This is a genomic window from Planobispora rosea (assembly GCF_014648175.1).
In the GTDB taxonomy this organism is placed as follows: domain Bacteria; phylum Actinomycetota; class Actinomycetes; order Streptosporangiales; family Streptosporangiaceae; genus Planobispora; species Planobispora rosea.
In genome coordinates, this window is record NZ_BMQP01000003.1 from 73,352 (window position 1) to 94,906 (window position 21,555).

Genomic DNA, 21,555 nt, shown 5'->3' on the forward strand with positions numbered 1-21,555 from the left:
CCGGCGCTCCCCGGCGCTCACCGGCCCGGGAGCGGGCTGCGCCGTTCCAGCAGCATCACATCCCGCCAGGTCCCGCGGTGGCAGCCGATGCGCTCGCGGATACCGACGACGCGGAAGCCGAGTGCCTGGTGCAGGCGCAGACTGGCGGTGTTCTCCGGGAAGACGCCCGACTGGATCGTCCAGATCCCCGCATCCTCGCTCGCGGTGATGAACGCTGTCAGCAGGGCCCGGCCGACGCCGTGGGCCTGGCAGCCCGGATGCACGTAGATGCTGTGCTCGACCACCCCGGCGTACACGCAGCGGGCCGAAACCGGCGAGGCCGCGACCCAGCCGACCACATCACCGGTGGCGGTGTCGGCCGCAACGTACCGCAGGTGCGTCAGCTTGCCGGAGGAGAAGTCCTCCCAGGACGGGGCCATGGTCTCGAAGCTGGCCTGGCCGGTGTCCAGCCCGGCCTGGTAGATCGCCAGCACCTGGGCGGCGTCGGCCTCGCGCATCGGGCGGATCTCCAGGCCGGGCCCGATCGCCGGCTTGGCGGCGCGCACGACGGCCGAGTGCACGCCGTCGCCGTGATCGGCGGTCAGGGTGATGTCCACGCCGGTGAACCCGGCCGCCGCCAGCAGACAGCGATACTCGCCCACGGCCAGGGCTCCGGCGACGCAGCCGATCCGGGCCTCGGCCGCCGCCCGCCGGACCGGGTCGACGTCGTCGTCGGTGACCACGTCGCTGACGCCCAGGCGCCCGCCGGGTCGCAGCACCCGGAACGCCTCGGCCAGCACCGCTGCCTTGTCCTCCGACAGGTTGACCACGCAGTTGGAGATCGCCGCGTCGACGGAGCGGTCCGGCAGCGGGATGTCCTCGATCGTTCCCTGCAGGAACTCGACGTTGGTCGCGTCGGCGTGGGCGGCGTTGCGCCGGGCCAGTTCGAGCATCTCGGCGCTGGCGTCCAGGCCGTAGACGCGGCCGGTGGGGCCGACGCGGCGGGCCGACAGCAGCACGTCGAGGCCGCCGCCCGACCCCAGGTCCAAAACCGTCTCCCCGGCACGCAGCTCGGCGGCCGCGACCGGGTCGCCGCAGCCCAGGCCGGCCCGCAGCGCCCCCTCGGGCAGACCGGCGGCATCGTCGTAGCCGGCAGCGCCGAAACACCCTCGGGCGAACGCGTCGGCTCCGCAGTCCACGACAGCCTCCCCGGCCAGGGCCGCGCGGGCCAGACCGGAGTAGCGCTCGACGATCTCCTCATGCGCCATGACGGACTCCTTCACTCACACGTCGGGGCGGCCGGGACGGGGTTGCCCATCACCACGTCGGCGGCGGTGGGGAAGCAGTGCACGCATGCCTCGTTGATCCGGTACAGGCTCGCGGTGCCGCGCCGCTCCACCAGGACGAAGCGGACATCGGCCAGGATCTTCAGGTGGTGGGAGACCGTGGACTGGCCGACCCCGGAGGCCGCCACGATCTGCCCGACGGTCATCGGCTCCCGGCATCGGGCCAGCAGAGAGACGAGCTGGATGCGGGTGGCGTCTGCCAGCGCCTTGAACCAGCTCGCGTACTCCTCGGCGGAGGCGCGGTCCAGCGGAGCGGAATTCTCATTCATCGATAATCGACGATAATAGATGAGAGAAGGTACGGCAAGGCGTGGCGGGGTGGAGGGGCCACTCTCACTGCGGCAGAAGTTGCAGGCGGACGTTGGAACCGTAGGAGATCACGAAGGTGGACACCGTGGCCGACCTGTCCCCGGGCCGCCAGGTGAGAGGGACAAGGAACAGCCGGTCCCGGGACTCCAGCAGGAGGCGGAAGCCCCGGTAGCGGTGCCGGTGGGTCACCTCTTCGCCCAGGTCGGTGTAGTCGGTGATCGGCGGGACGTCGGGGAGCGGCTCCTTGGCGTACAGGACGACCTCGGGGCGGCGTGACAGCTCCAGCGCGTCTTCGTAGCCGCGCGCGAGTCCTGCCTCGGCGGCGAAGGTGTTGGCGCTCCAGAACAGGCCCACGACTCCCACTCCCGCGGCGGCGAGCCGGATGCCGAGCTCAACGGTGGGGGGCGGTGACACCGCGGGCGTCTCCGCCGACGCCGACACCGACGCCGACGCCGCGCCGCCCCCTCGCGCTGCGAACTCTCGTCGTAGCCACAGGACGTAGGCGAGGAGTGGTGCGCCCAGCGCGAGTGAGAGAGGGGTGGTTCCGGGGACTTCTGCTCGCGGAACCTCGGGGACGAACAGCCCGACCAGCCCCCGGACCATGACGGCCGCACCGGTGAGGGTCAGCACCCAGACGAGTGCGGAGGTGGTCCGGCGGAGCGGGGAGGCGAGCAGCGTTCGGACGCCCAGATGGAGCAGGAGCACCGCGAAGACCGCGAGAAGCAGGATCGCGGCGATGGGGTAGACGGTCTCCACCCCATAGAAGATCAGGTCCTGGTTGGGCAGGTCCGCTAATTCAAGGTATACGCCGAAATAGCGGAATCGCTGCCAGGTGGCTACGTATCCGCACCAGATCAGGACGACTGTGATGATGGTCGTGGGCGGCCCCAGCGTGCCGAGCGTCTGGAGGCGGGAGTTCCACTTCGACTCCGTGGACGCCTCGGGGCTCGGCTCCCTGGATGCCTCCGGCTCCGGCTCCGGCTCCGAGCCCGGAGCCGGAGCCGGAGCGGTCGCCGGCGCATCCCGGACGGTCTGCGGCGGCGTGGGTGATCGGCGTTTCCGCCTGCGGGAGAGAAACGGCAGCCTCATGCCGGGCGGCTCGTCAGCATGTGAGGACCTGGTAGGAGTCGCCTGTTTCGGCCCGCACTTCCACGCAGTACGGCATCGTGGCGTCCCACTCCGCGATGACCGGCTCTGTTTCGGTGGGCACGGGGTCCACGCCTTCGCATGGTGCGAACGACGTCCCGGTGCAGAGAGTCGACAGGCGCCACGTCAGGGAGAGCGTGTAGACGCCCGGCCTGATCGGCTCCGCGTAGTCCGGGCGCAGGCCGCAGCCGTCGCCACCGCTGATCTCGGCGCCGGCGTCGCACCCGGTTCCGGCGGTTACGCCGTTGTCGCCGCGGCAGGGTTCTCCCCGTACGGACGTGGTCCCTATGGGGAAGTCCCCGGTTCCCTCGGCCGGCTGGTCGGAAGGGGTGAAGGTGCTGTCGCCGACTTCCAGCCCCTCCACCGTGATGGGGTGACTCGTTGACGACATCCAGTAGATGACGCATCCGTTGCTGGGGTACCGGTTGTCCAGTCGGATCCCGGCCGGGCTCGATACGCGGGGCGTTCTCCAGGGCCGGGGGCTGAGCGTGACCGGTTCTGCGGTATCGGTGTCGTCATCGTCCGACGGCCGCCGGGTATCCCCGCCGGTGTTTCCGCCGGAATTCGTCTCCGAGTTGCCGGATCTGCGGGATATATCCGACTTTTCGCCGTCTGATTTCGATCGGAATGAATTGCCGGAGGAGTCGTCGCCGTCCTCCTTGTTGGAGATGCGATCAGATGAATCGTTGTTCTTCGAGTTCTTTGGGTTCTTCGTCTTCGGTGTCGGCTGTCCACTGTCGCCGGGGGAGAGGGAGGCCGGCGGCACGGGGGACGGGGCTGCGCCGGCGAGGTCGGGCGCGGAACCGCAGCCCGCCGTGACCGACAGGACCGCCAGCATCACCGCGAAAAGTCCAGTTGTACGCATCGCGCCTCCGACACCATGCCGTCGCCTGGCTCCATTCTGGACTCGGAGCGTGAAGGCCGGGGCCCGGCGTAGATTTTTGTTTCATAACTCCCGTGGTCCGCATCGGGGTTCACCGGCCCGCCGTGAGTTGATTGAACGACGCCGGCATCGTGAATCGGCGTGACGTGCTATTTGATTTGCCCTGGTTCATTGCTTTTCGAGTTGAGGCGTCGTGATGCTGTCGTGAGGGACGAGGAGGCTTTTCCGACCTGGCGGCGCAGGTCGGATGGGGTGCACGCGAGCACACGCCGGGAACGGGTCGCCGAGGAGCCGGCCGCTCCAGGCCGGGACGATGCCGGATCGGACCCCGCCCTCCAGGCCGGGACGATGCCGGATCGGGCCCCGCCCTCCAGTCCGGCTCGTCCGAGGTGGTTTCAGTCCCTGCGGCGTTCGACGCAGAATTCGTTGCCTTCGGGGTCGGCGAGTACCACCCACCCGGTGCCGTCCTCCCTGCGGTGGTCCTCAAGCATGGTCGCCCCCAGCTTCAGCAGGCGCTCCACTTCCTCCTCCCGGCTGCGGTCCGTGGGGACGAGGTCAAGGTGGATCCGGTTCTTCGCGGATTTCTTCCCGGACACCCGTTGGAAGAGCATCGAGTAACCGACCTCGGGGGGGACGACGACTTCGCATTCGTCGTCATCGGGCCGGTCGTCCTCGTGCTGCGGGTGTCCCAGAGCCGCCGACCAGAAACCGGCGAGTTCGTACGGGTTTTCGCAGTCGAAGTCGATCCACCGGACGCGAGACGCCACGTCGGCCCCTTTCCCCTGGCCGGTACCGGACCATCACCACTCTGCCGCAACGGACGGCCGGGAGAAAAAGTCGGGGGGATCGAATACGGTGCCGGACATGGTCAGCGTACGGATCGGCACCGCGTTCGTCCCGGTCACGGACATCGAGGAGTCCGCGCGTTGGTACGGCGACATGTTCGGCTTCCGGATCATGTCCGTGGACGGGTGGAGCGCCGTGCTCTCGCCGCAGGCGGATCACGGGGCCCGCCTGACGCTGCTCGGGCCCGCCAGCGGCATCCCGGTGAGTGCCGGGCTCCCGTGGGCGACGTGCAATCTCGTCGTGGACGACCTTGCGAAGGCCCGTCTCCTGCTGGAAAGCCACGGTTGCGAGGTGGGGGAGATCACGGGCGCGCCGGACGTCTGTCTCTTCTTCACCACGCGCGACCCTGACGGGAACACGGTGCTGGTGTGCGACCGGTGACGCCCGGACCTCCGGCGCGGTCCGCGCCCCGGGCCGATGCCGGAGCCGCCGGGACGGTCCTCGGTGTTCTCCCGGCACGTGCGTGGAACCCCGGCGCCTGCGTGGAACCCCGGCGCGTGCGTGGAACCCGGGCGTCGCGGGGCCGGAGGCTAGCCTGGGGGAGTGGGACGGTGGGATGGCGACAGCGGTGAGACGGGCGGCCTCGACGGGCTCCGGCGCCACCTGGCCGGAGGGGCGGGCGGGCAGCGGCTGCGGTTCGGCTCCGGGGCGGCCGGGATCGAACGCCTTGAGGCGTCGCTGGTCGGGGAGGGGTTCGCGCCGCACCGGCATGACACCTACGCGATCGGGATGACCCTGGCGGGCGTGCAGACGTTCCGCTATCGGGGCGAGTGGCGGCACTGTCTTCCCGGTGACTGGCACGTCCTGCATCCCGACGAGGTGCACGACGGCAAGCCGGGCACCGACGAGGGCTTCGGCTACCGGATCCTCTACGTCGATCCGTTTCTCGTGCAGCAGGCGCTGGGCGGGCGGCCGCTGCCGTTCGTCGCCGATCCGGTCGTACGGCGGAGCGATACGCGCTCGCCGCTGGCGGCGTGCCTGCGGGACATCGACGAGCCGCTCGACGACTTCGAGCAGATCGACGTGGCGCTGCTGGTGGCGGACATGCTGGAACGGCACTCCGCCACCCGCCCGGGGAGGCGGTCCACGCTGGCGCTGGAAGCGCTGTCACGCGTGCGCGAGCTGATCGTGGACGACCCGGTGACCAGGCATCCCGTCGAGGAGCTCGAGAAGGTCGCGGGGCTGGACCGCTGGGCGCTCGCCCGCCAGTTCCGCGCCGCGTTCGGCACCAGCCCGACCCGGTTCCGCACGATGCGGCAGCTGGACCGGGTGCGCCGGCTGCTGAGGGGCGGCACGCCGCCGCTCCAGGCCGCGCTGGAGGCGGGCTTCGCCGACCAGAGCCACATGACCAGGATGTTCAAACGGACGTACGGGCTCACCCCGGCGGCGTGGACCGCGGCGCTCGCCGGACCGTGACGGGCACGTGCCGTACGGGCAGTCAACCGTACGAAGCGGTACGGTCAGGGGCCCTGCCGCGGAGGCGGGGACGTCCTGGCCTCGATGGCGTGGATGACGGCCGCCATGTCCGACTCGGCGTGCCCCAGCGCCAGCGTCTCACCGAACAGGGCCAGGCAGACGTCCAGCAGCGGTGAGGCCGTCCCCGAGCGGCGGGCGGCCTGCGCGATCAGCCGGTTGTTCTTCAGCACGTCGGCGATCGCCGCCTGGGGACTGAAATCGCGTCCGAGCAGCTTGGCGGTTTTCGTGCGGGAGACGGCGCTGGCCATCGGCCCAGAGTCGAGGACGTGCAGGAACACCTCCGGATCGAGGTCGTGCCGGTTCGCGAAGTGCACGGCTTCGGCGAGACCGCTCACCATCGTGATCAGGAACAGGTTGACCGCGAGCTTCGTCAGCGACGCCGAGGGGACGGCGCCGCACACGACCGTCTCGTGGCACATCGGGCGGAGCAGCGGGCGGACCTCCGCCACGGCCTCCGGCTCCCCGGCGAGCATCGCCACCAGCTGCCCGGCCTCGGCGGGCCCGCGCGATCCCGAGACCGGTGCCTCGACATAGGCGCCCCCGGCGTCGCGGACGGCCGTCTCCAACTCCGCGGAGTACTCGGGTGCGGTCGTGCCCATGTGGACGACGACGTGCCCGGCGACCTTCTCCGCGAACCGGGGAGTCCCGCGTTCCAGTACGGCGTCGGTCGCGGCCTCGTCCGCCAGCATCAGCATCACCACGCGGGCCCGCTCGAACACCTCGGCGGGGCTCGCCGCCACTTTCGCACCGGCCGCGCGCGGGGCGTCACACCGGTCCGGGGAGCGGTTCCAGACGACGAGGGGCGTGCCCGCGCGGGCCAGGTTGAGCGCCATGGGCCGGCCCATGAGGCCGAGGCCGAGGAAACCCACGTCCATCCGTCCACCTCCGCCGCGCCCCTCGGTGGGACGGCGGCACAACCGTTGTAGCGGCGGGCGGCGCTACCGGTCTTGAACGATTGTGCGGGCGCTCCCGCGACCGGGACCGGGGCCGGGGCCGGGGCCGGGGCCGGGGAGAGTCCTCCGGCCCGGAGCCGGAGGGGTCAGAAGCGCCAGCGGGTGGCGGTCAGGCCGTCGGGACCGTAGCCGTAGGCGCGAATCCGTCGGCCCAGACCGGCATCAGCGGCGCGGCGCGGGGGCGTCCGTCGGGCCGCACCGTCGACAGCCACGCTTTCGGCGCCTCCCGCAGGCACGCCCGTGCCTGGGCCCAGGGCCGTACGGTGGCCGGGTCGGTGCTGATCGGTGTCGCGTCGGCCTCGCCGAACAGGAGTTCGGCGACGGGTGCCGAAGGATATGGCGAGTGTTCCCTTCGGATGGAGCTGTTCCCGTTCGGATGGATCGCGGACCGGGTTCAGGAGTCGTATTCGTCGTGCAGCCGCCACCAGCGGTAGGGCCGGCTCTGCGGCCAGCCTCCGGGTGAGTCCTCCCACGTCTCCTGCCGCCCGTACGGGGCCAGGTCGAGGAAGGTCCAGCTGCTGCCGAGCCGTTCGACGCCCCGTCCGCCGGTGACGTAGGTGCGGTAGACGTCCTCGCCGTCGCGGAGGAAGACGTTCAGCGCGAAGCCGTCGCCCGCCCCCATGTCCCGGCTGAAATCGCCGTCCGGCGCGGAGTACCAGGGGATGGTCCAGCCCATGCGCCGCCGGTACGGCATGATCTCGGCCAGCGGTCCGGTGGAGACCAGCGCCATGGAGACGTCGCGGGCGTGCAGGTGCGCCAGGTGGCCGATGTTGTCGGTGAACATCGAGCAGCCGGGGCAGAAGTCGCGGGCTCCGTGCCACATGAAGGAGTACACGATGAGCTGGCCGCGCCCGTCGAAGAGGTCCGGCAGGCTTCTCGCGCCGTCCGGGCCGTCGAACCGGTAGCTCCGGTCCACGCGGACCATCGGCAGCCGGCGGCGTTCGGCGGCCAGTGCGTCCTGCGCGCGGGTGAGCTGCTTCTCCTTGACCAGCAGCGCGTCCCGGGCGCTGCGCCACTCCTGCTCCGAGACGATCGGGGGCCGGGTCATCAGGCGCTCCTTCCGATGCTTTCTTAAGGGAAGTTACTTGTCGAACCCTACCCGACTGGATTTCTTAAGGGAAGCTTGTCGGCTAGGCTTGACCGCATGCAGCGCACCCGGTTCGGCGACATGGTCTGCTCCATCGCCCGCACCCTGGACGTCATCGGCGAGCCGTGGTCCCCGCTGATCCTGCGGGACGTCTACGTCGGCATCGGGCGCTTCGACGATCTCCAGCGTGACCTGGGAATCTCCAGCAAGGTGCTCAGTGAGCGACTGAAGTGGCTGGTCGACAACGGCGTGCTGGAGCGCCGGGAGTACTCCCGGCGTCCCCTGCGCCATGAGTACGTCCTCACCGAGAAGGGGCAGGAGTTGTGCGACCTGCTGCTGGTGATGGTGCGCTGGGGCGATCGGTGGACCGCCGGGGAGCCGGGGCCGCCCGTGCTGTACCGGCACCATGCCTGCGGCCGGATCGCTCATGTGGAGCTGAGCTGCTCGGTCTGCGGGCAGCCGATGCGCGCGACGGACGTCGACGTGCTGCCCGGGCCCGGAGCCGAAGGCGGCGCCGGATAGCTGCAGGCCGGCGAGACGCCCCGCGTCCGCCCGCGACCACCGTGAGGATCCGGCGTCTCCGGCCCGCGTGAAGGCCCGGTTTCGGCGCGGGCCTAGTTCTCGGCGCCGTCGTTCTCGGCGCCGTCGTTCTCGGCGCCGTCGTCGGACGGCCCCGCGCCCCGACCGGTGGCGCCGTCGACGGACGGTCCCGCGCCCCGACCGGCGGGGCCGTCCCGTCGGGTTTCCGTGGCCGGGATGTTCCGGCGGCCGTGGGCGTGGCGGGGGCGTCTGGTGTCCACGTTGTCGGTCAGGGCGTTGAGGATGCCGGGCAGAGCGGCCGCCGTCTCGGCGGGCAGGCCGGCCACGGTCTCCTCCGCCAGGGCGCACCACAGCTGCCTGACCCGGCCGGCCAGGGCTCTGCCGCTGTCGGTGAGTTCGACGACGCTGGCGCGCTTGTCGGAGGGGGCGGGTCTGCGGCTGATGTGGCCGGTGGCTTCGAGTTTGCGGGTCATGAGGGTGACGCTGGGCGGCTCGCAGCCGAGCGCCTCGCTGAGCTGGGCCTGGATCATCGGGCCGCTCCGGGCGAGTTCGAGGAGGAGCACCTCCTGTCCGGGGTGCAGGCCGAGTGGGGCCAGCAGCGAGGCGGCCCTGGCCCGGTGGCGCAGGCTCAGCAGGCGGATGGCCTGGTTGAGGGCATCGGCGTGTTCGAAGTCCACGGGCTCTCCTTGACAGATTAGTTACGCGAATAACATTATGCGCATAACGTTATTCGCATAACTAATTCTATCCCGAGGGAGGCGGCATGACCGCGAAGGCTGGAGTCCTCTCCTGCGACGGGCGGGTGAGGAAGTCATGACGAGCACCGGCACCGCGGCTCGGCAGGTCACGCCGCGCACCGGCCCCGCATGGATGATCATGGTGCTGACGTGCGCCTGCCAGTTCATGGTGATCCTGGACGCGTCCATCATCAACGTCGCCCTTCCCGCGATCCACCGGGACCTGGGCTTCACGTCCACCGGCCTGCCCTGGGTGGTCAACGGCTACCTGCTCACTTTCGCCGGCTTCATGTTGCTGGGCGGACGCGCCGCCGACCTGTTCGGCCGGCGCCGGATGCTGGTCGCCGGGTTGTCGGCGTTCTCCGCCTCAAGCCTGGCCGCCGGCCTGGCGAGCGTTCCGGAGGTCCTGGTGGCGGCCCGCCTCGCGCAGGGCATGGGAGCCGCCATGCTGGCCCCGGCGACGCTGGCCGTGATCAACACGTGGTTCACCGAGAAGCACGCGCGCGCCCGGGCGTTCGGCGCGTGGTCCGCCGCGGGCGGCGTGGGCGGAATGGCGGGTGCGGTCGTGGGCGGTGCCATCACGACCGGTCTGTCGTGGCGGTGGGTCTTCCTCATCAACGTCCCGATCGGAGCGGTGCTGATCGCTGTGGCCATGACGTCGCTGGCCGCCACGCGAACCGGCCGGCGAGAACGGCTCGACCTCGCCGGGGCGGTCACGGGGACGGCGGGGCTGGCCGCGCTGATCTACGGGGTCATGCAGAGCGCCGATCACGGCTGGACGTCCGTGCCGGTCGCCGGGCCGGTCGCGGCGGGGCTGCTCCTGCTCGTCGCCTTCACCGTGGTGGAGGCGCGTTTCGCCACCCATCCGATGATGCCGCCGCGGCTCTTCGGAATCCGGGGGGTGGCCGTCGGCAACGGCATGCTGCTGCTGTTCGGAGGGGCCGCCATGGCGATGTGGTACTTCACGTCGCTGTTCCTGCAGAACGTGCTCGGCTATGACGCCTTCCAGACCGGGCTCGGGCAGACACCCGCGGCGGTGGCGTTCGTGGTGGTCGCACGGCTGGCGGCAGCCCTGCTGCCCCGGGCCGGTGCGCGCTCCCTCGTGCTGGCCGGTTCCGGCTGCTTCGTGGCCGGCTTCGGCTGGCTCTCCCAGGCCCACGCCGGCAGCGGCTACGTCACCGGCATGCTCGGGCCCACCCTGCTCGTCGCGGCCGGCATCGGGCTGACCTTCCCCACCCTCATGGCCGCGGCGACCGCCGACGTCCCCGAGGGCGACGCGGGGACCGTCGGCGGCCTGGCCAGTACCGCCAACCAGGTGGGCGGGTCGGTGGGCCTGGCGGTGCTCGCGTCGGCCGCCGGCGCCAGAGCCGCGATGGAGGCCGACGAGAGTTCCCCGGCCGCCCTCGCCGCCGGCTACGACCTGGTGTTCCTCCTGGCGGCGGGGCTCGGCCTGGCCATCGCGGCGGTCAGCCCGCTGCTGCCGCGGCGACGGGGTGGCTGACCGTCGGCGACGCGGGCGGAGAAACGTGATCCTTCGGGGACACTGGACGGAGCAACCCATCCGAAAGGAGAGCATGAACTCACGCTCCGAGGCGGGCAGCCGCCTCACCGCCCTGGGCACGCAGCTGCTCGAAGTGCACATCTGGCTCCGCGAGATGCTGGACGACCTCCGGGACAACGTCGACGACTACTTCGCCGGCAAAGGGCTTCCGCCCCGGGATCTGCGCGCCCACTGTCTTTCCTTCTGCACGGCGTTGACGCGCCACCACACCGGCGAGGACAGGGGCGCGTTCCCCGCGATCGCCGAGGAGTTCCCCGAGCTGCGCAAGGTGCTCTCCGACCTGCGTACGGACCACAACCAGCTGGACTGGTTGCTGGGGAACCTGCAGAAACTGCTCGACTCCCTCCCGGAGGAACCGGATCCGGCCGCGGCCTCCAGGGTGCGTGAGGAACTGGACGCGTTGTCGGCGATCATGCAGACGCACTTCATCTACGAGGAGAAGAAGCTGATCTCCGTGCTCAACTCGATGGACGTGCCCGAGTGGCGGGAGAACCGGCCCGGTTTCCTGCTGATCGACGACGAGGACGGGAGCTAGGCAGCCGAGGATCTGCTCCGGTCACTTCCGAGGGGCGCCGGAGGCCGAGGGCCACCGGGACCGAGACCCGGGCCGGGACCGGGGCCGGACCGGGGCCGGACCGGGGCCGGAGGGTCACAGGTCCAGGGCCGAGCGGCCGAAGCGGTCCCGCAGGAAGCGTCCCTGGTCGGTCAGGGCCTGCTCGTCCCCCCGGTGGACGGCCTGGGCGACCTCCCGCATCCCGGCGTCCAGCAGGTCGAGCTGGGCCAGGAGCTCCTCGTGGGCGCTGCGCTCGCGGTCCCCGCGCCGGGTGAGCGCGTAGGCGCGGGGGAGGTTGGCGTAGGCCTCCAGGCTGACCGGCAGGTAGTCGCGGATCGTCTGGGAGACGACGTGCAGGTGGTCGGGGGAGGCGGCCAGCACCTCCGCCCGCTCCAGGACTCCCTCGACGACCTCGGCCAGGGCGCCCACCCGCGCCACCACGTCGTCGGGGAAGCGCCGGGAGTCCCGCACCCGGCGCAGCAGCGCGCCGAGGTCCGCCCGGAGCGGGCCGGTCTCGACCCCGGCGTGCGCCACGGCCAGCCGGACCCGGTCCGGCGGGGCCAGCAGCGCGCCCACGCCGTACAGCCCCGCCACGACCACCGGCCAGAGCGTGCCCGCCAGCCCGAGGAAGTGGGCCAGGAGACCGGCCAGGGCCAGCGCGCAGCCGGCGATGTTCCTGGTCGAGCCGAGATAGCGGAGCACCGGCCCCGCCTCCCCGGACTGGACCGGGGGCCGACGGCGGCGGCGGCCCGGCCCGTCACTGGTAGCCACGGATCTCCTTGAACGCCGCGGCCAGCGAGCTGTCCCGGGCGTCGAAGACGGCGCCCCCGGTCAGTTCGGCGACCTTGTTCATCTCCTCCACGTCGCTCTCCCCGAACAGCACGACGAAGGTCCGGGGGCGGATGCCCGCGGGCAGCATCTCGTAGAGGCGCCGGAAGTCCTCGAACGAGGCGCCGTCGGTGTTCTCGCCGTCGGTCATGAGAACGACCGAGGTGTAGTGCTTCGGATCGGCCCGGAGGCTCTCGCTGTAGGCGGCCCGCAGCCCGTCGTAGATCGCGGTCCCGCCGTCGGCGCCGAGGCCCTCGGCGTACCCCTTGATCTCCTCCAGCACCGGTCCGGGATCGCCCTCGGGCAGCTTGAAGGTGCGGGACGTCCCGACGCCGCCGCTGAACGGGATCATGGTCACGGTCTCGCGGCTGCGGAACCGGGAGAACGTCCCGGAGGCCGAGCGGTCGGCGCCGGTCAGCATGACCAGGGCCTCGCGCAGCGCCTCGATACGCTCGCCCTGCATCGAACCGGAGGTGTCCAGGACGAACAGGGCGTGCGCGGGCACGCGCGCCTCGTCGAGGTAGGCGGTGATCAGCCGGTCGGCGGCGGCCCTGCGGTTGGGGAAGGGCAGCTCCAGCAGCGGCGCCGGGCCGAACTCCGGTCCCGGCCGGACCTCGGGCACGGCGGGCCGCCGGTGGGTGGTGGTCATGATCTCCCGCTGCGTGTCCGGCGTGCGCAGCCAGGCGGTCAGCTTTCCGTACAGCTCCCGCTTCTCCGGCGGGGCGGAGGCCAGCAGGGTCAGCGGGTAGTCGGCGGTGACCACGCCGTCGCCCGGGTAGACGAGCGTCAGGCCCTTCATGCCCAGCAGCACCGACTCGTAGTTCACGATGCCGTCCACCCCGCCCTGCCGGGTGTAGGCGTCGGCCAGCCAGCCCGACGACCCCGCGGTCAGCCGCTGGGCGGAGAAGAACTCCTTCAGCTCCGGCGTGACCGCCGACACCTGCGCGGCGTCCAGGGCCTCCCCGGCGTCCGACAGCGCGGCGGCCACACCGACCAGCGCGGAGAAGCCCGAGTTGGAGGAGGCCGGGTTCGCCATGCCGAAGGTGAACCTCCCCTCCCGGGCGGCGGTGGCGATCTGCTCCCAGGTCGCCTTCCCGTCCTGCCAGCCGAGCTCCCGGGCCTTGGCGGCGTTCAGGCCGAGCAGCACGGGAGAGGCCATGATCTTGGTCTGGGTGGACAGCCGGGCGGACGCCCCGTCGATCAGCGACAGGTAGCGGTTGGAGGAGAACCAGACGGCGTCGTACTTTCCGTCGGCGCCGCCGCCGGCCACCTGCTCGGCCCCGTCCAGGGTGCCGGTGTAGGAGATCTTCACCTTGACCCCGGAGCGGGCCAGCATCGGTTCGAGGTCCTTGACCTCGCTCCCGGCCAGGATCCGCAGGGTGTCCGGATCATCCCCGATGTCGTCGGGCCCGCACCCGGCCAGGCCGAGCACCAGCGCCAGGGCCAGCACCGGTCCCAGGAGCGGGCGCCGTACCGGTCGCGGCCGACCGGCGGTCACCGGTCGCCGGGCCGCCCCGAGGGTGATTCTCCGCGGCGGGGCGGTCACCGGTCCGCCTCCGCCGCCCGGTCGAGGTAGGTCCTGGCGTGCTCCAGTTCGCCGCTGAGGCTCTGGACGGTGACGGCCATGTTCTCCACGGCCCGGGCGCGGAAGGAGTCGATCATGTCCATGGTGGCGTAGACGTTGTCGAAGGCCCTGCGCAGGGCGTCCATGTCCACCGAGGTCGAGGCCGCCTGGTTCTGGACGGCGCCCGCCTGGGTGCGCAACATCTCGCTGGTGGCCAGGATCAGGTCGCTCGTCGTGGCGTTGAGCGCGCTGATCTGGTCGAGCACCAGCTTCTGGCCGGCCAGCGCCTGCGCCACCGTGACCGCGGTGCGCAGTGCGGCGACCGTCGTGGTGGTCGCCCGGTCCACGCCCTTGCTGAGCTCCATGTTGTTCTTGCGCACCAGGTCCAGCGCCAGGTAACTCTGGGCGGAGACGGCCAGCTGGGTGAGGATGTCCTGGTGCTTCTGCCGTACGGTGAACAGCGCGTCGGAGCGCAGTGCGGTCGCCCTGTCCGGGTCGGTCGTCTCCAGGTGGAGCAGGTGGTCCTCGATCGCGGCGTCGAGCGCGGCGGCCATCACTGCGTACTCCTGCAGTCGGGTCATCGCCTCCCACAGGTTCGCCTTCTCGCCCTCGATCGCCGCGTTGTCCTTCAGCAGCTCGTCCTGGCCGGACTTCAGCGCCCTGATGATGGCGTCGATGTGCTTCTGCGCGCTCTGGTACCTGGCGAAGTAGTCGCGGAGCCGGTCGCCGAACGGGATCAGCCCGAGCAGCTTGCGCGTCCCGCCGCCGGCCTGCTTCGGGTCGAGGTCCACCACCGTACGGCGCAGCGCCACCAGCTGCCCGGCCACCCGGCCCTGGGCGTCGGCCGCCTCGCCCCTGGCCGAGGCCAGGGCGGCGACGGGGCGCTTGAGCATGCGGTTGGCCACCTGGGAGGCGGCACGGATCTCCGGGTCGCCCATCGAGGAGATGTCGTTGACCCTCCGGGTGAACTCCGGCACCCGGGGGTCCAACCCGGCCAGCTCCGCGGCGAAGTCCCGCGCCCTGGAGGCCAGCTCGTCCGCGCGGCCGTCGGGCAGCGGCAGCATGGTCGCGGCGCGCTCGGCGGGTACGGCGGTCACCGGGGCCGGCGGGGTGAGCGTCAGAGCGGGCGGGGCCGGCGTCAGGTCCGGGGTCGTGTTTCCGGCCGTGTCGTGGGCCACGGTCAGGATCCTCCTTCGGCCTGCGGTACGGCACCGTCGGCGTAGAGTCGTTCGATGGCGGTGATCAGCTGCTCCATGCGGTCGTAGGCGGGCGGTTCGACCACGTCCACCAGGTCGCGGGCGATCGGCGCCCGGTGCCGGGCGGCCAGGTCCGTGAACGCCTCGGGGTCGGCGGTGCGGAAGCCGTACTGGGCGGCGAGGCCGCGCAGCTCGGGATCCTCGGTCAGCAGCCGCCCGACCTCGTTCGCCTGCTCGGTGAAGGGCACCAGCGTGTGCTTGCTGAGCACCGTGGGCGAGGGGTAGAGCAGGCGCATCTCGGGAGTGATCGAGCCGTCGCCGGCGAACAGGCGCGACAGGTACTGGGCCTCGTAGACGACCACCATCGGCGTCTTGCCGGAGCCCATCACCAGGTAGTCCTCGAAGGGGGCCTCGGTCGAGGACTGCGAATAGCCCTGGTCGAGGAAGACCGGTGCGATCCTGCCGGCCACCTCCGGCACCTGTGCGGCGGTGGTGACCACGTCCTCGCCGTTGGCCACGTAACTGGTCATCGCCAGGTACATGGCGGCGGAGTTGGAGGTCCTGACGTCGGTGGTGGTCAGCAGCACCCGCTTGCGCGCCGGGTAGGAGGTGTTGCCGGGCAGTTCGTCCCAGCGGGTGCCCTTGGCCGCCAGGTCCAGGTACCCGGCGATGTCCAGCACCTGGTAGCCGCGGCCGGAGTCGCGCACCAGCCCGGCCCGGGCCAGTACGTCGGCGATCGGCTCGAAGGTGGCCACGGCCATGGGGGAGTGGAACGGGGAGAAGAGCCGGGTGACCCCGCGGTCCTTCCTGATCTTCTCCGCCGCGGGGAGGCTGGAGGGGAAGGCGAAGGCGTAGTCGTCGAGGTTCACCTCGGTGGCGATCTGCCGGGAGCCGGCGGTGTCCGCCTCGACGCGCAGGCCGTGCTTTTCGAAGGCGGCGCGCACCCGGGGATCGTCGAAGAACGGCTTCTTCTCCGAACCGATCACGCCCCGCACGATTGCGGGGTCACCGGCCCCGTTGCCGAGCACGACCGCCACCACGACCGCGGCACCGAGCAGCAGTGCCAGGGCGATGCCGATCGATCGTCTCATCACACTCCTTTTCCTGAAATAACCCCTTTATCGGGAATTATGTGAGGCCGAGAAAAGGATGGTGTGCGCTGTATCTGGATATATCGGAGAATTCAGTGGCTGTTCATTTTTCTGTCATGGCGAGCATCGCGGGGACGCGTTGCGGATCGTCCGGTCGGTCATGGGCTCCGGTACGTTGGTCCGATGAAGGATCAGCACGCGAAGGCCGTAACCGCGTCGCTCGTCGGCCTGGCCATGGCGATCTCCGGCTGCACCGTCGCGCAGGGCGCCGCCTCACCGGCCGCTCCCGGCCGGGCCGTGACACAGGCGGCGACACAGGCGGCGACACAGGCGGCGCCGCAGCCGTCGGCCACGCCGGCGGCGGGCAGGCCCGCGGTCCAGGCGCCCGCCCCGCCCACCCCCGGCGCGGCGATCCCCAAGGACCCGGCGCGGCTGGCCCGCGCCCTGACCGGCACCACCGCGCACCTGCGGCGCGCCATCGACGACTGGAGGCGCACCGGGGACCCCGCCACCGGACAGGCTCCCGAGCCGGTGGTCCTGCTGGCCCTGTACCAGCAGCGCGTCTACCGCTACCTGGCCCGCAACCCCAAGGTCGCCTCCCGCACCTACGCCGCGCTGCCGAAGGCCCTGGCCGGGGCGGCGAGGGCCAACGTGACGGCCATCCGGGACCTGCTCTCCCTCGTCCACCCCGTCAGCAAGCCCGCGAAGTTCCGCGTCGAGCAGCCCGAGCCCGCCGACGCCCTGATCGGCCACTTCCGGCGGGCCGAGCGCCGGTTCGGCGTCGAGTGGGAGGTGCTGGCGGCGGTGATGTTCGTCGAGACCAAGTTCGGCCGCGTGCGCTCACCCAGCCACACGGGCGCCAAGGGGCCGATGCAGTTCATGCCGCGGACCTGGGACGCGTACGGCATGGGCGGCGACGTCCACGACACCCGCGACGCCATCCTCGCCGCCGCCAACTACCTGCACGCCTCGGGGGCGCCGCGCAACTACCGGCGGGCGCTGTACGCCTACAACCACTCCTGGGCGTACGTCAACGCGGTGCTGCTGCACGCGCGCCAGATCAAGCAGGACATCAGGAACTACTACGCCTACTACAACTGGCAGGTGTTCGTGGTCACCACCCGGGGAGAGCGCCGCCTGACCGGTCCCTGACCGCGTGCTCCGGTGTGATTCCCGACCCCGGCGCCGCCCGGAGACCCGGTGCCCCTCCCGGATCCGGCGCCGATTCTCCGATTCTCCGCCCGCGCCGTCCGGGGCGTAGAGTTCCGGAACCGCCGTCAGGTGCCCGTGGGAGTCGCTTTGATCATCGTGTCCGGGAAGCTGTACGTGGATCCGGAGGTCCGGCAGGGATATCTGGACGGATGCCTGACCGTCATCCGGCGGGCACGGGCCGCCTCCGGCTGCCTCGACTTCACGCTCTCGGCCGACCCGATCGAACCGGGCCGGATCAACGTGTACGAACGGTGGGAGTCCGACATCCACCTCCAGCGGTTCCGGGGCGCGGGGACGGAGCCCGACCGGCTGACCGAGATCCACGCGGCACGGGTGGAGAAATACCGCATCTCCTCCGTCGAAGCACCGTGAGGCCCCGCCGGTCGCAGCCGGCGGGGCCTCACGGAGTGCCGCGACCGGGTACGGTCCCAGCCTCCTACGCGGCCGCTTCCTGCCAGGGGGCGATCCGGAGGAAATCGTCGATCCGGGCGGCGGGGGTGGGCGGGGAGAACAGGTAGCCCTGCGCCAGCGGGCAGCCCATCTGCTGGAGCATGCTGGCCTGGTCGTCCGACTCCACGCCCTCGACGACGGTGCGCAGGTCCAGGCTGGCCGAGAGCTCCACGATCGCCTTGGTGAAGGCCCGGGTCCGCTGGCGGTGGTCGACGTCGGTGAGCGCGGTGGTGAACGAACGGTCGATCTTGAGGATGTCGACCGGCAGGGTCCGCAGGTAGGCCAGGGACGAGTAGCCGGTGCCGAAGTCGTCCAGGGCGATGCGCACCCCGTGCTCGCGCAGCTTCGCCAGAACGGAGATGAGACGCTGGGTCTCGGCCGAGGTGGTGGCCAGCAGCATGCTCTCCGTGATCTCCAGGACCAGTGCCTGCTCGGGCAGCTCGTGACGGCGCAGGACGGCCAGCACGGCCTCGCTGAAGCTCTCGTCGCGCAGCTGACGGCCGGAGACGTTGACGGTGACGTAGACGCCGTACTGCTCGTACCAGCGGCGCGCGTCGGCGCACGCCTGCTCCAGCACCCACAGCCCGATCGGGATGATGAGCCCGGTCTCCTCGGCGATGGGGATGAACACGTCCGGCCGGACCGGCTTGTCCCCGGTGGGGTTCCAGCGCAGCAGGGCCTCCACGGCGGTGATGCCGCCGGTGTTCAGATCGACGACGGGCTGGTAGTTGAGGGTGAGCTCCTGCCGGGAGATGGCGTGGCGGAGCCCGGTGGTCAGCCGGCTGTGCTCCAGGCGGGCGGCGCGCATGTCCGGGTCGAAGACGGTGACCTGGTTCTTGCCCGCGTTCTTGGCGGCGTACAGGGCCATGTCCGCGTCACGGAGCGCCTCGGAGGCGTTGCTGACCGGGGTGCCGGCCAGGACGCCGATGCTGGTGGTGAGGTGGAGCTCGCGCCCGCCGACCTGGTAGGGAACCTGCAGGGAGTTCCGGATCCGCTGCGCGACGGCGGTCGCGGTCGCGGTGGCGGCTCCGGGCATCACGATGGCGAACTCGTCGCCGCCCAGCCGGGCCAGGGTGTTCCCCGCGGTGATGATGCCCCGCAGGCGGCGGCCGACCTGGGCGAGGAGCTCGTCGCCGACGGAGTGGCCGAAGGTGTCGTTGACGTCCTTGAACCCGTCGAGGTCGAGCAGGAGCAGGGCGGGCGGGGTCTCGGGGCGGGTCAGCGCCTCCTGCAGGGCCTCGTTGAACACCGTGCGGTTGGCCAGCCCGGTCAGCGGGTCGCGGGAGGCGCGATGCGTCAGCTGGCGCTGGAGCTGCTCCTGCTTGTGCAGGGCGACGGTCAGCTTGGCGGTCTGGGCGATGAGCTGCTCGGCCTGGGTGTCCATGGCGACGGCGCGGGCCTCGGCCACGCGGGCGACGATCGTGAGCCGGAGCACGAGCAGGACCGCCAGCAGCACGGTCATCAGGATGATCGCCACGTAGTCCCGGAGCGACACGACCTCGTCGGTGCCGAAGATCAGCGGGACCAGGCAGGAGACCAGCGGGCTGAGCAGCGTGACGGCGAGGAACGTGGTGACCCGCGCCCGGCTGGTGATGGCGGGAGGGCGGATCTGCGCGGTGTTCGCCAGGCTGGGGTGGAGCGCGGCGCACCCGGTCAGCAGGGCCCAGCCCAGCCAGGCGGTCATGGCCGGCACGCCGGCGTCCCGCCCGGCCGCCTGGTCGAGCAGGTGGGCGCCGTCCCCCACGAGCAGGACGGCGAAGGACGCGGTGATGAGCGTCAGCCAGGGTGCCCGCCCGCCGTCGAAGACCATCCGTACGAGCACGCCGAGCATGAGGAGGTCGACGCAGAGGACGGCCGTCGCCAGGAAGACCCCCGAGGTCAGGGTCTCGGCCCGATCCATCGCCGGGTCGATGAGGAAGGTCCACAGGGGCATTCCGACGCCGATGGTGATGATGCCGCCGTCCAGCAGCCCCGCCCAGCGTGCGCCGCCGGTCCGCAGGCCCAGCAGGACCAGCCCGGCCAGCGCCAGGCCGTACGCGATCGGGGTGCCGATCTGGGACAGCACGAGGAAGGCGGGGATCTGCAGCCAGAACCAGCCCAGGCCCTCCAACAGCACGCCCTCCACGTAGGAGACCACGGCCGCCGCGGCGATCAGCCGCCAGTGCCACTGGCCGGACAGTCCGTGGCGGCGGACGCCGACGATGATGGCCGTCACCGACGCCAGCTGCAGGAGCGCCAGGATCGCGACGCCGGGGCCGGGGAAGACCGGGGCGAGCAGCGGGGCCGCGAGGGTGAGCAGACCGCCGACGACGAGGTAGGCCAGCCAGCCGTACGGCCCCCGCACGAGGCGGGATCCGGCGGCGCGCACTGCTCCGGGAGAGGTCTGGCTCATCTTCTTTTTCTCGATCCACCGTCTGCTCGGCTCGGATGCTTCTGTACTCCTCAGCATCGGCTCCGAGCCGTCCGTCTTTAGGTGTCCGACTCCGACGGTTTCCGGACGGTTGTCACCGTGGAAAGAGTCCCGGCCAGCGAAGGACGAGCCGGGTGTGGCGCTTGTCGAGGACCGGCGCGCCGGGGGGGACGGGGCCGGGCCCGGCGGGATGGGCCTCGACGCGCAGGCCCTCGGAGGCGGGACGGCCCGCCGCCTCCCAGTCGTGCAGGTGGGCGGCCAGGCCGGCGGCGAGCCCCGGGCCTTCGGAGCCGTAGGCGTGCACGGCCAGCGCGTCGCCGGACCGGCCGTGCTCCAGCACGCAGAGTCCGCCCCGGTCGACGATCCCCACGGTCACGGTGAAGCCCGGCAGGTCCATGGGGGTGGACGGCAACCGTCCCGGGCAGGTCTCGTACAGCGCGCACCAGCGGGGCTCGCGCACCGCGAGCCAGAGGCCGAACCCGTCGAGGAGCTCCGCCCGGTCGGCCCTGGTCCCGGTGGGGAGCATCGAGGAGGGGCCGTCGAGCGCGGCCAGGACGTCACCGATCTCCCGCTCCTCGGGAAGGGAGATCGTCAGGTCGGAGCCGCGGTCCAGGACACGGGTCATCTCGGGCCCGGCGAAGGGACCCCGCATCCGCATGAATCCGCAGGGCACCACCGAGCGGCTGACCCAGTGGCCGCCGGCCCGCTCCATCGCCACCGAGCGCTGAACCCCCCTCAGATCCAGCGGGACGACGAGGCGTCCGGCCGGCCCGAGCTGCTCCAGCCAGGCCGGGGCGAGGTCCCACACCCCGACGGTGGCGATCACCCGGTCGTACGGCGCGCGCCCGGGAAAGCCCTCCGCCCCGTCGGCGCACACCACGCGAACCCCGGGGAATCCGGCCGCGTCCAGCCGCCGCCGGGCGTGGCCGACGACGTCGGGGTCGATGTCGACGCTGACGACCTCGCCGCCGGGCCCGGTGAGGCAGGCCAGCAGCGCCGCGTTGTAACCGGTCCCGGCCCCGATCTCCAGAACCCGCTGGCCGGGCTCGAGGCCGAGCTGGTCCAGCATCAGCGCCATGATCGTCGGCTGGGACGAGGAGCTGATCGGCAGGCCGTCCGCGTCGCGCTTGGTCACGATCGCCTCGTCGCGGTAGGCGTCCTCGGGCGCGGTCTCCGGCAGGAAGAGATGCCGGGGCACCGCCCGCAGGGCCTCGGCCACGGCGTCGCTGATCCCGCGCGCGCGTACGTGCTCGACCATGCTCTCGCGCAGCGCGCCCAGGTCGGTCATCCTCGGCCTTCCGTCCGGAAGCGTCGGGCAGCGCCCTCCAGTCTCCTCCGGAATCCGGGATCACGGAACACCGGGACGGTGGGGGGCGGATCGAGCCGCC

General features: G+C 71.5%; 21 protein-coding genes. 7 read left to right on the forward strand and 14 right to left on the reverse strand.

Features of this window, described 5'->3' with window-relative positions; genetic code table 11:
* Window positions 1-17: 17 nt before the first annotated feature.
* The 5 genes from IEZ08_RS39290 to IEZ08_RS03725 all read right to left on the reverse strand — a co-directional run bounded on the left by IEZ08_RS39290 (window position 18) and on the right by IEZ08_RS03725 (window position 4,430).
* Window positions 18-1,247, reverse strand: coding sequence for a GNAT family N-acetyltransferase (locus tag IEZ08_RS39290; protein ID WP_068925159.1), 1,230 nt, complete (start codon window positions 1,245-1,247; stop codon window positions 18-20).
* A gap of 11 nt (window positions 1,248-1,258) precedes the next feature.
* Window positions 1,259-1,594: an ArsR/SmtB family transcription factor gene (locus IEZ08_RS03710; RefSeq protein WP_068925158.1), complete on the reverse strand. Its 336-nt coding sequence runs from the start codon at window positions 1,592-1,594 to the stop codon at window positions 1,259-1,261.
* 64 nt (window positions 1,595-1,658) lie between these two features.
* Complete coding sequence (locus tag IEZ08_RS03715) at window positions 1,659-2,723, reverse strand: hypothetical protein (RefSeq protein WP_189241675.1); 1,065 nt, start codon at window positions 2,721-2,723, stop codon at window positions 1,659-1,661.
* A gap of 13 nt (window positions 2,724-2,736) precedes the next feature.
* Entirely contained in the window at window positions 2,737-3,618 is an 882-nt protein-coding gene (locus IEZ08_RS03720; RefSeq protein ID WP_189241676.1) for a hypothetical protein, read from the reverse strand.
* A gap of 440 nt (window positions 3,619-4,058) precedes the next feature.
* The gene (locus tag IEZ08_RS03725) at window positions 4,059-4,430 is read right to left on the reverse strand and encodes a VOC family protein (protein WP_068925152.1); all 372 of its coding nucleotides are present in this window, start codon (window positions 4,428-4,430) and stop codon (window positions 4,059-4,061) included.
* A gap of 97 nt (window positions 4,431-4,527) precedes the next feature.
* On the opposite strand from IEZ08_RS03725, the gene IEZ08_RS03730 reads away from it, so the two are divergent.
* Both IEZ08_RS03730 and IEZ08_RS03735 read left to right on the forward strand, forming a co-directional pair.
* On the forward strand, window positions 4,528-4,890 hold the full coding sequence (locus tag IEZ08_RS03730; protein ID WP_189241677.1) for a VOC family protein: 363 nt from the start codon (window positions 4,528-4,530) through the stop codon (window positions 4,888-4,890).
* Between the two features lie 162 nt (window positions 4,891-5,052).
* Entirely contained in the window at window positions 5,053-5,925 is an 873-nt protein-coding gene (locus IEZ08_RS03735) for an AraC family transcriptional regulator (RefSeq protein WP_229802896.1), read from the forward strand.
* Between the two features lie 44 nt (window positions 5,926-5,969).
* On the opposite strand, the gene IEZ08_RS03740 is transcribed toward IEZ08_RS03735, so the two are convergent.
* The gene (locus tag IEZ08_RS03740; protein WP_189241678.1) at window positions 5,970-6,860 is read right to left on the reverse strand and encodes an NAD(P)-dependent oxidoreductase; all 891 of its coding nucleotides are present in this window, start codon (window positions 6,858-6,860) and stop codon (window positions 5,970-5,972) included.
* A 472-nt stretch (window positions 6,861-7,332) separates the two neighbouring features.
* The gene (locus tag IEZ08_RS03745; RefSeq protein WP_068925148.1) at window positions 7,333-7,986 is read right to left on the reverse strand and encodes a DUF899 domain-containing protein; all 654 of its coding nucleotides are present in this window, start codon (window positions 7,984-7,986) and stop codon (window positions 7,333-7,335) included.
* Window positions 7,987-8,082: 96 nt separating this feature from the next.
* On the opposite strand from IEZ08_RS03745, the gene IEZ08_RS03750 reads away from it, so the two are divergent.
* Entirely contained in the window at window positions 8,083-8,547 is a 465-nt protein-coding gene (locus IEZ08_RS03750) for a winged helix-turn-helix transcriptional regulator (protein ID WP_068925147.1), read from the forward strand.
* A gap of 92 nt (window positions 8,548-8,639) precedes the next feature.
* Here IEZ08_RS03750 and IEZ08_RS03755 read toward each other — a convergent pair whose 3' ends face one another.
* Complete coding sequence (locus IEZ08_RS03755; RefSeq protein ID WP_084780448.1) at window positions 8,640-9,242, reverse strand: MarR family winged helix-turn-helix transcriptional regulator; 603 nt, start codon at window positions 9,240-9,242, stop codon at window positions 8,640-8,642.
* A 136-nt stretch (window positions 9,243-9,378) separates the two neighbouring features.
* Between IEZ08_RS03755 and IEZ08_RS03760 the strand changes: the two genes are divergently transcribed.
* Window positions 9,379-10,803, forward strand: a complete 1,425-nt coding sequence (locus IEZ08_RS03760; RefSeq protein WP_068925145.1) for an MFS transporter — start codon at window positions 9,379-9,381, stop codon at window positions 10,801-10,803.
* Between the two features lie 73 nt (window positions 10,804-10,876).
* Window positions 10,877-11,398, forward strand: a complete 522-nt coding sequence (locus tag IEZ08_RS03765; protein WP_068925143.1) for a hemerythrin domain-containing protein — start codon at window positions 10,877-10,879, stop codon at window positions 11,396-11,398.
* A gap of 114 nt (window positions 11,399-11,512) precedes the next feature.
* Here IEZ08_RS03765 and IEZ08_RS03770 read toward each other — a convergent pair whose 3' ends face one another.
* From IEZ08_RS03770 to IEZ08_RS03785, 4 genes are read right to left on the reverse strand one after another with little or no spacing between them, the layout of a single operon-like run.
* Complete coding sequence (locus tag IEZ08_RS03770; RefSeq protein WP_189241679.1) at window positions 11,513-12,187, reverse strand: hypothetical protein; 675 nt, start codon at window positions 12,185-12,187, stop codon at window positions 11,513-11,515.
* Complete coding sequence (locus IEZ08_RS03775; RefSeq protein WP_229802897.1) at window positions 12,174-13,790, reverse strand: substrate-binding domain-containing protein; 1,617 nt, start codon at window positions 13,788-13,790, stop codon at window positions 12,174-12,176. The genes IEZ08_RS03770 and IEZ08_RS03775 overlap by 14 nt, the downstream gene beginning before the upstream one ends.
* Entirely contained in the window at window positions 13,787-14,986 is a 1,200-nt protein-coding gene (locus tag IEZ08_RS03780) for a toxic anion resistance protein (RefSeq protein ID WP_229802898.1), read from the reverse strand. The genes IEZ08_RS03775 and IEZ08_RS03780 overlap by 4 nt, the downstream gene beginning before the upstream one ends.
* A gap of 2 nt (window positions 14,987-14,988) precedes the next feature.
* Window positions 14,989-16,095 carry a hypothetical protein gene (locus IEZ08_RS03785; protein ID WP_068925137.1) on the reverse strand — a complete coding sequence of 369 codons (1,107 nt, stop codon included), beginning with the start codon at window positions 16,093-16,095 and terminating at the stop codon, window positions 14,989-14,991.
* 183 nt (window positions 16,096-16,278) lie between these two features.
* On the opposite strand from IEZ08_RS03785, the gene IEZ08_RS03790 reads away from it, so the two are divergent.
* Window positions 16,279-17,247 (forward strand): lytic transglycosylase domain-containing protein, encoded by a 969-nt coding sequence (locus IEZ08_RS03790; RefSeq protein WP_189241680.1) that lies wholly within the window; start codon window positions 16,279-16,281, stop codon window positions 17,245-17,247.
* Window positions 17,248-17,403: 156 nt separating this feature from the next.
* Window positions 17,404-17,679: a putative quinol monooxygenase gene (locus tag IEZ08_RS03795; RefSeq protein ID WP_229802913.1), complete on the forward strand. Its 276-nt coding sequence runs from the start codon at window positions 17,404-17,406 to the stop codon at window positions 17,677-17,679.
* 64 nt (window positions 17,680-17,743) lie between these two features.
* Here IEZ08_RS03795 and IEZ08_RS03800 read toward each other — a convergent pair whose 3' ends face one another.
* Both IEZ08_RS03800 and fxlM read right to left on the reverse strand, forming a co-directional pair.
* Window positions 17,744-20,149 (reverse strand): putative bifunctional diguanylate cyclase/phosphodiesterase, encoded by a 2,406-nt coding sequence (locus IEZ08_RS03800; RefSeq protein ID WP_141704164.1) that lies wholly within the window; start codon window positions 20,147-20,149, stop codon window positions 17,744-17,746.
* 112 nt (window positions 20,150-20,261) lie between these two features.
* Complete coding sequence (fxlM, locus tag IEZ08_RS03805; RefSeq protein WP_189241681.1) at window positions 20,262-21,455, reverse strand: methyltransferase, FxLD system; 1,194 nt, start codon at window positions 21,453-21,455, stop codon at window positions 20,262-20,264.
* Window positions 21,456-21,555: the final 100 nt, after the last annotated feature.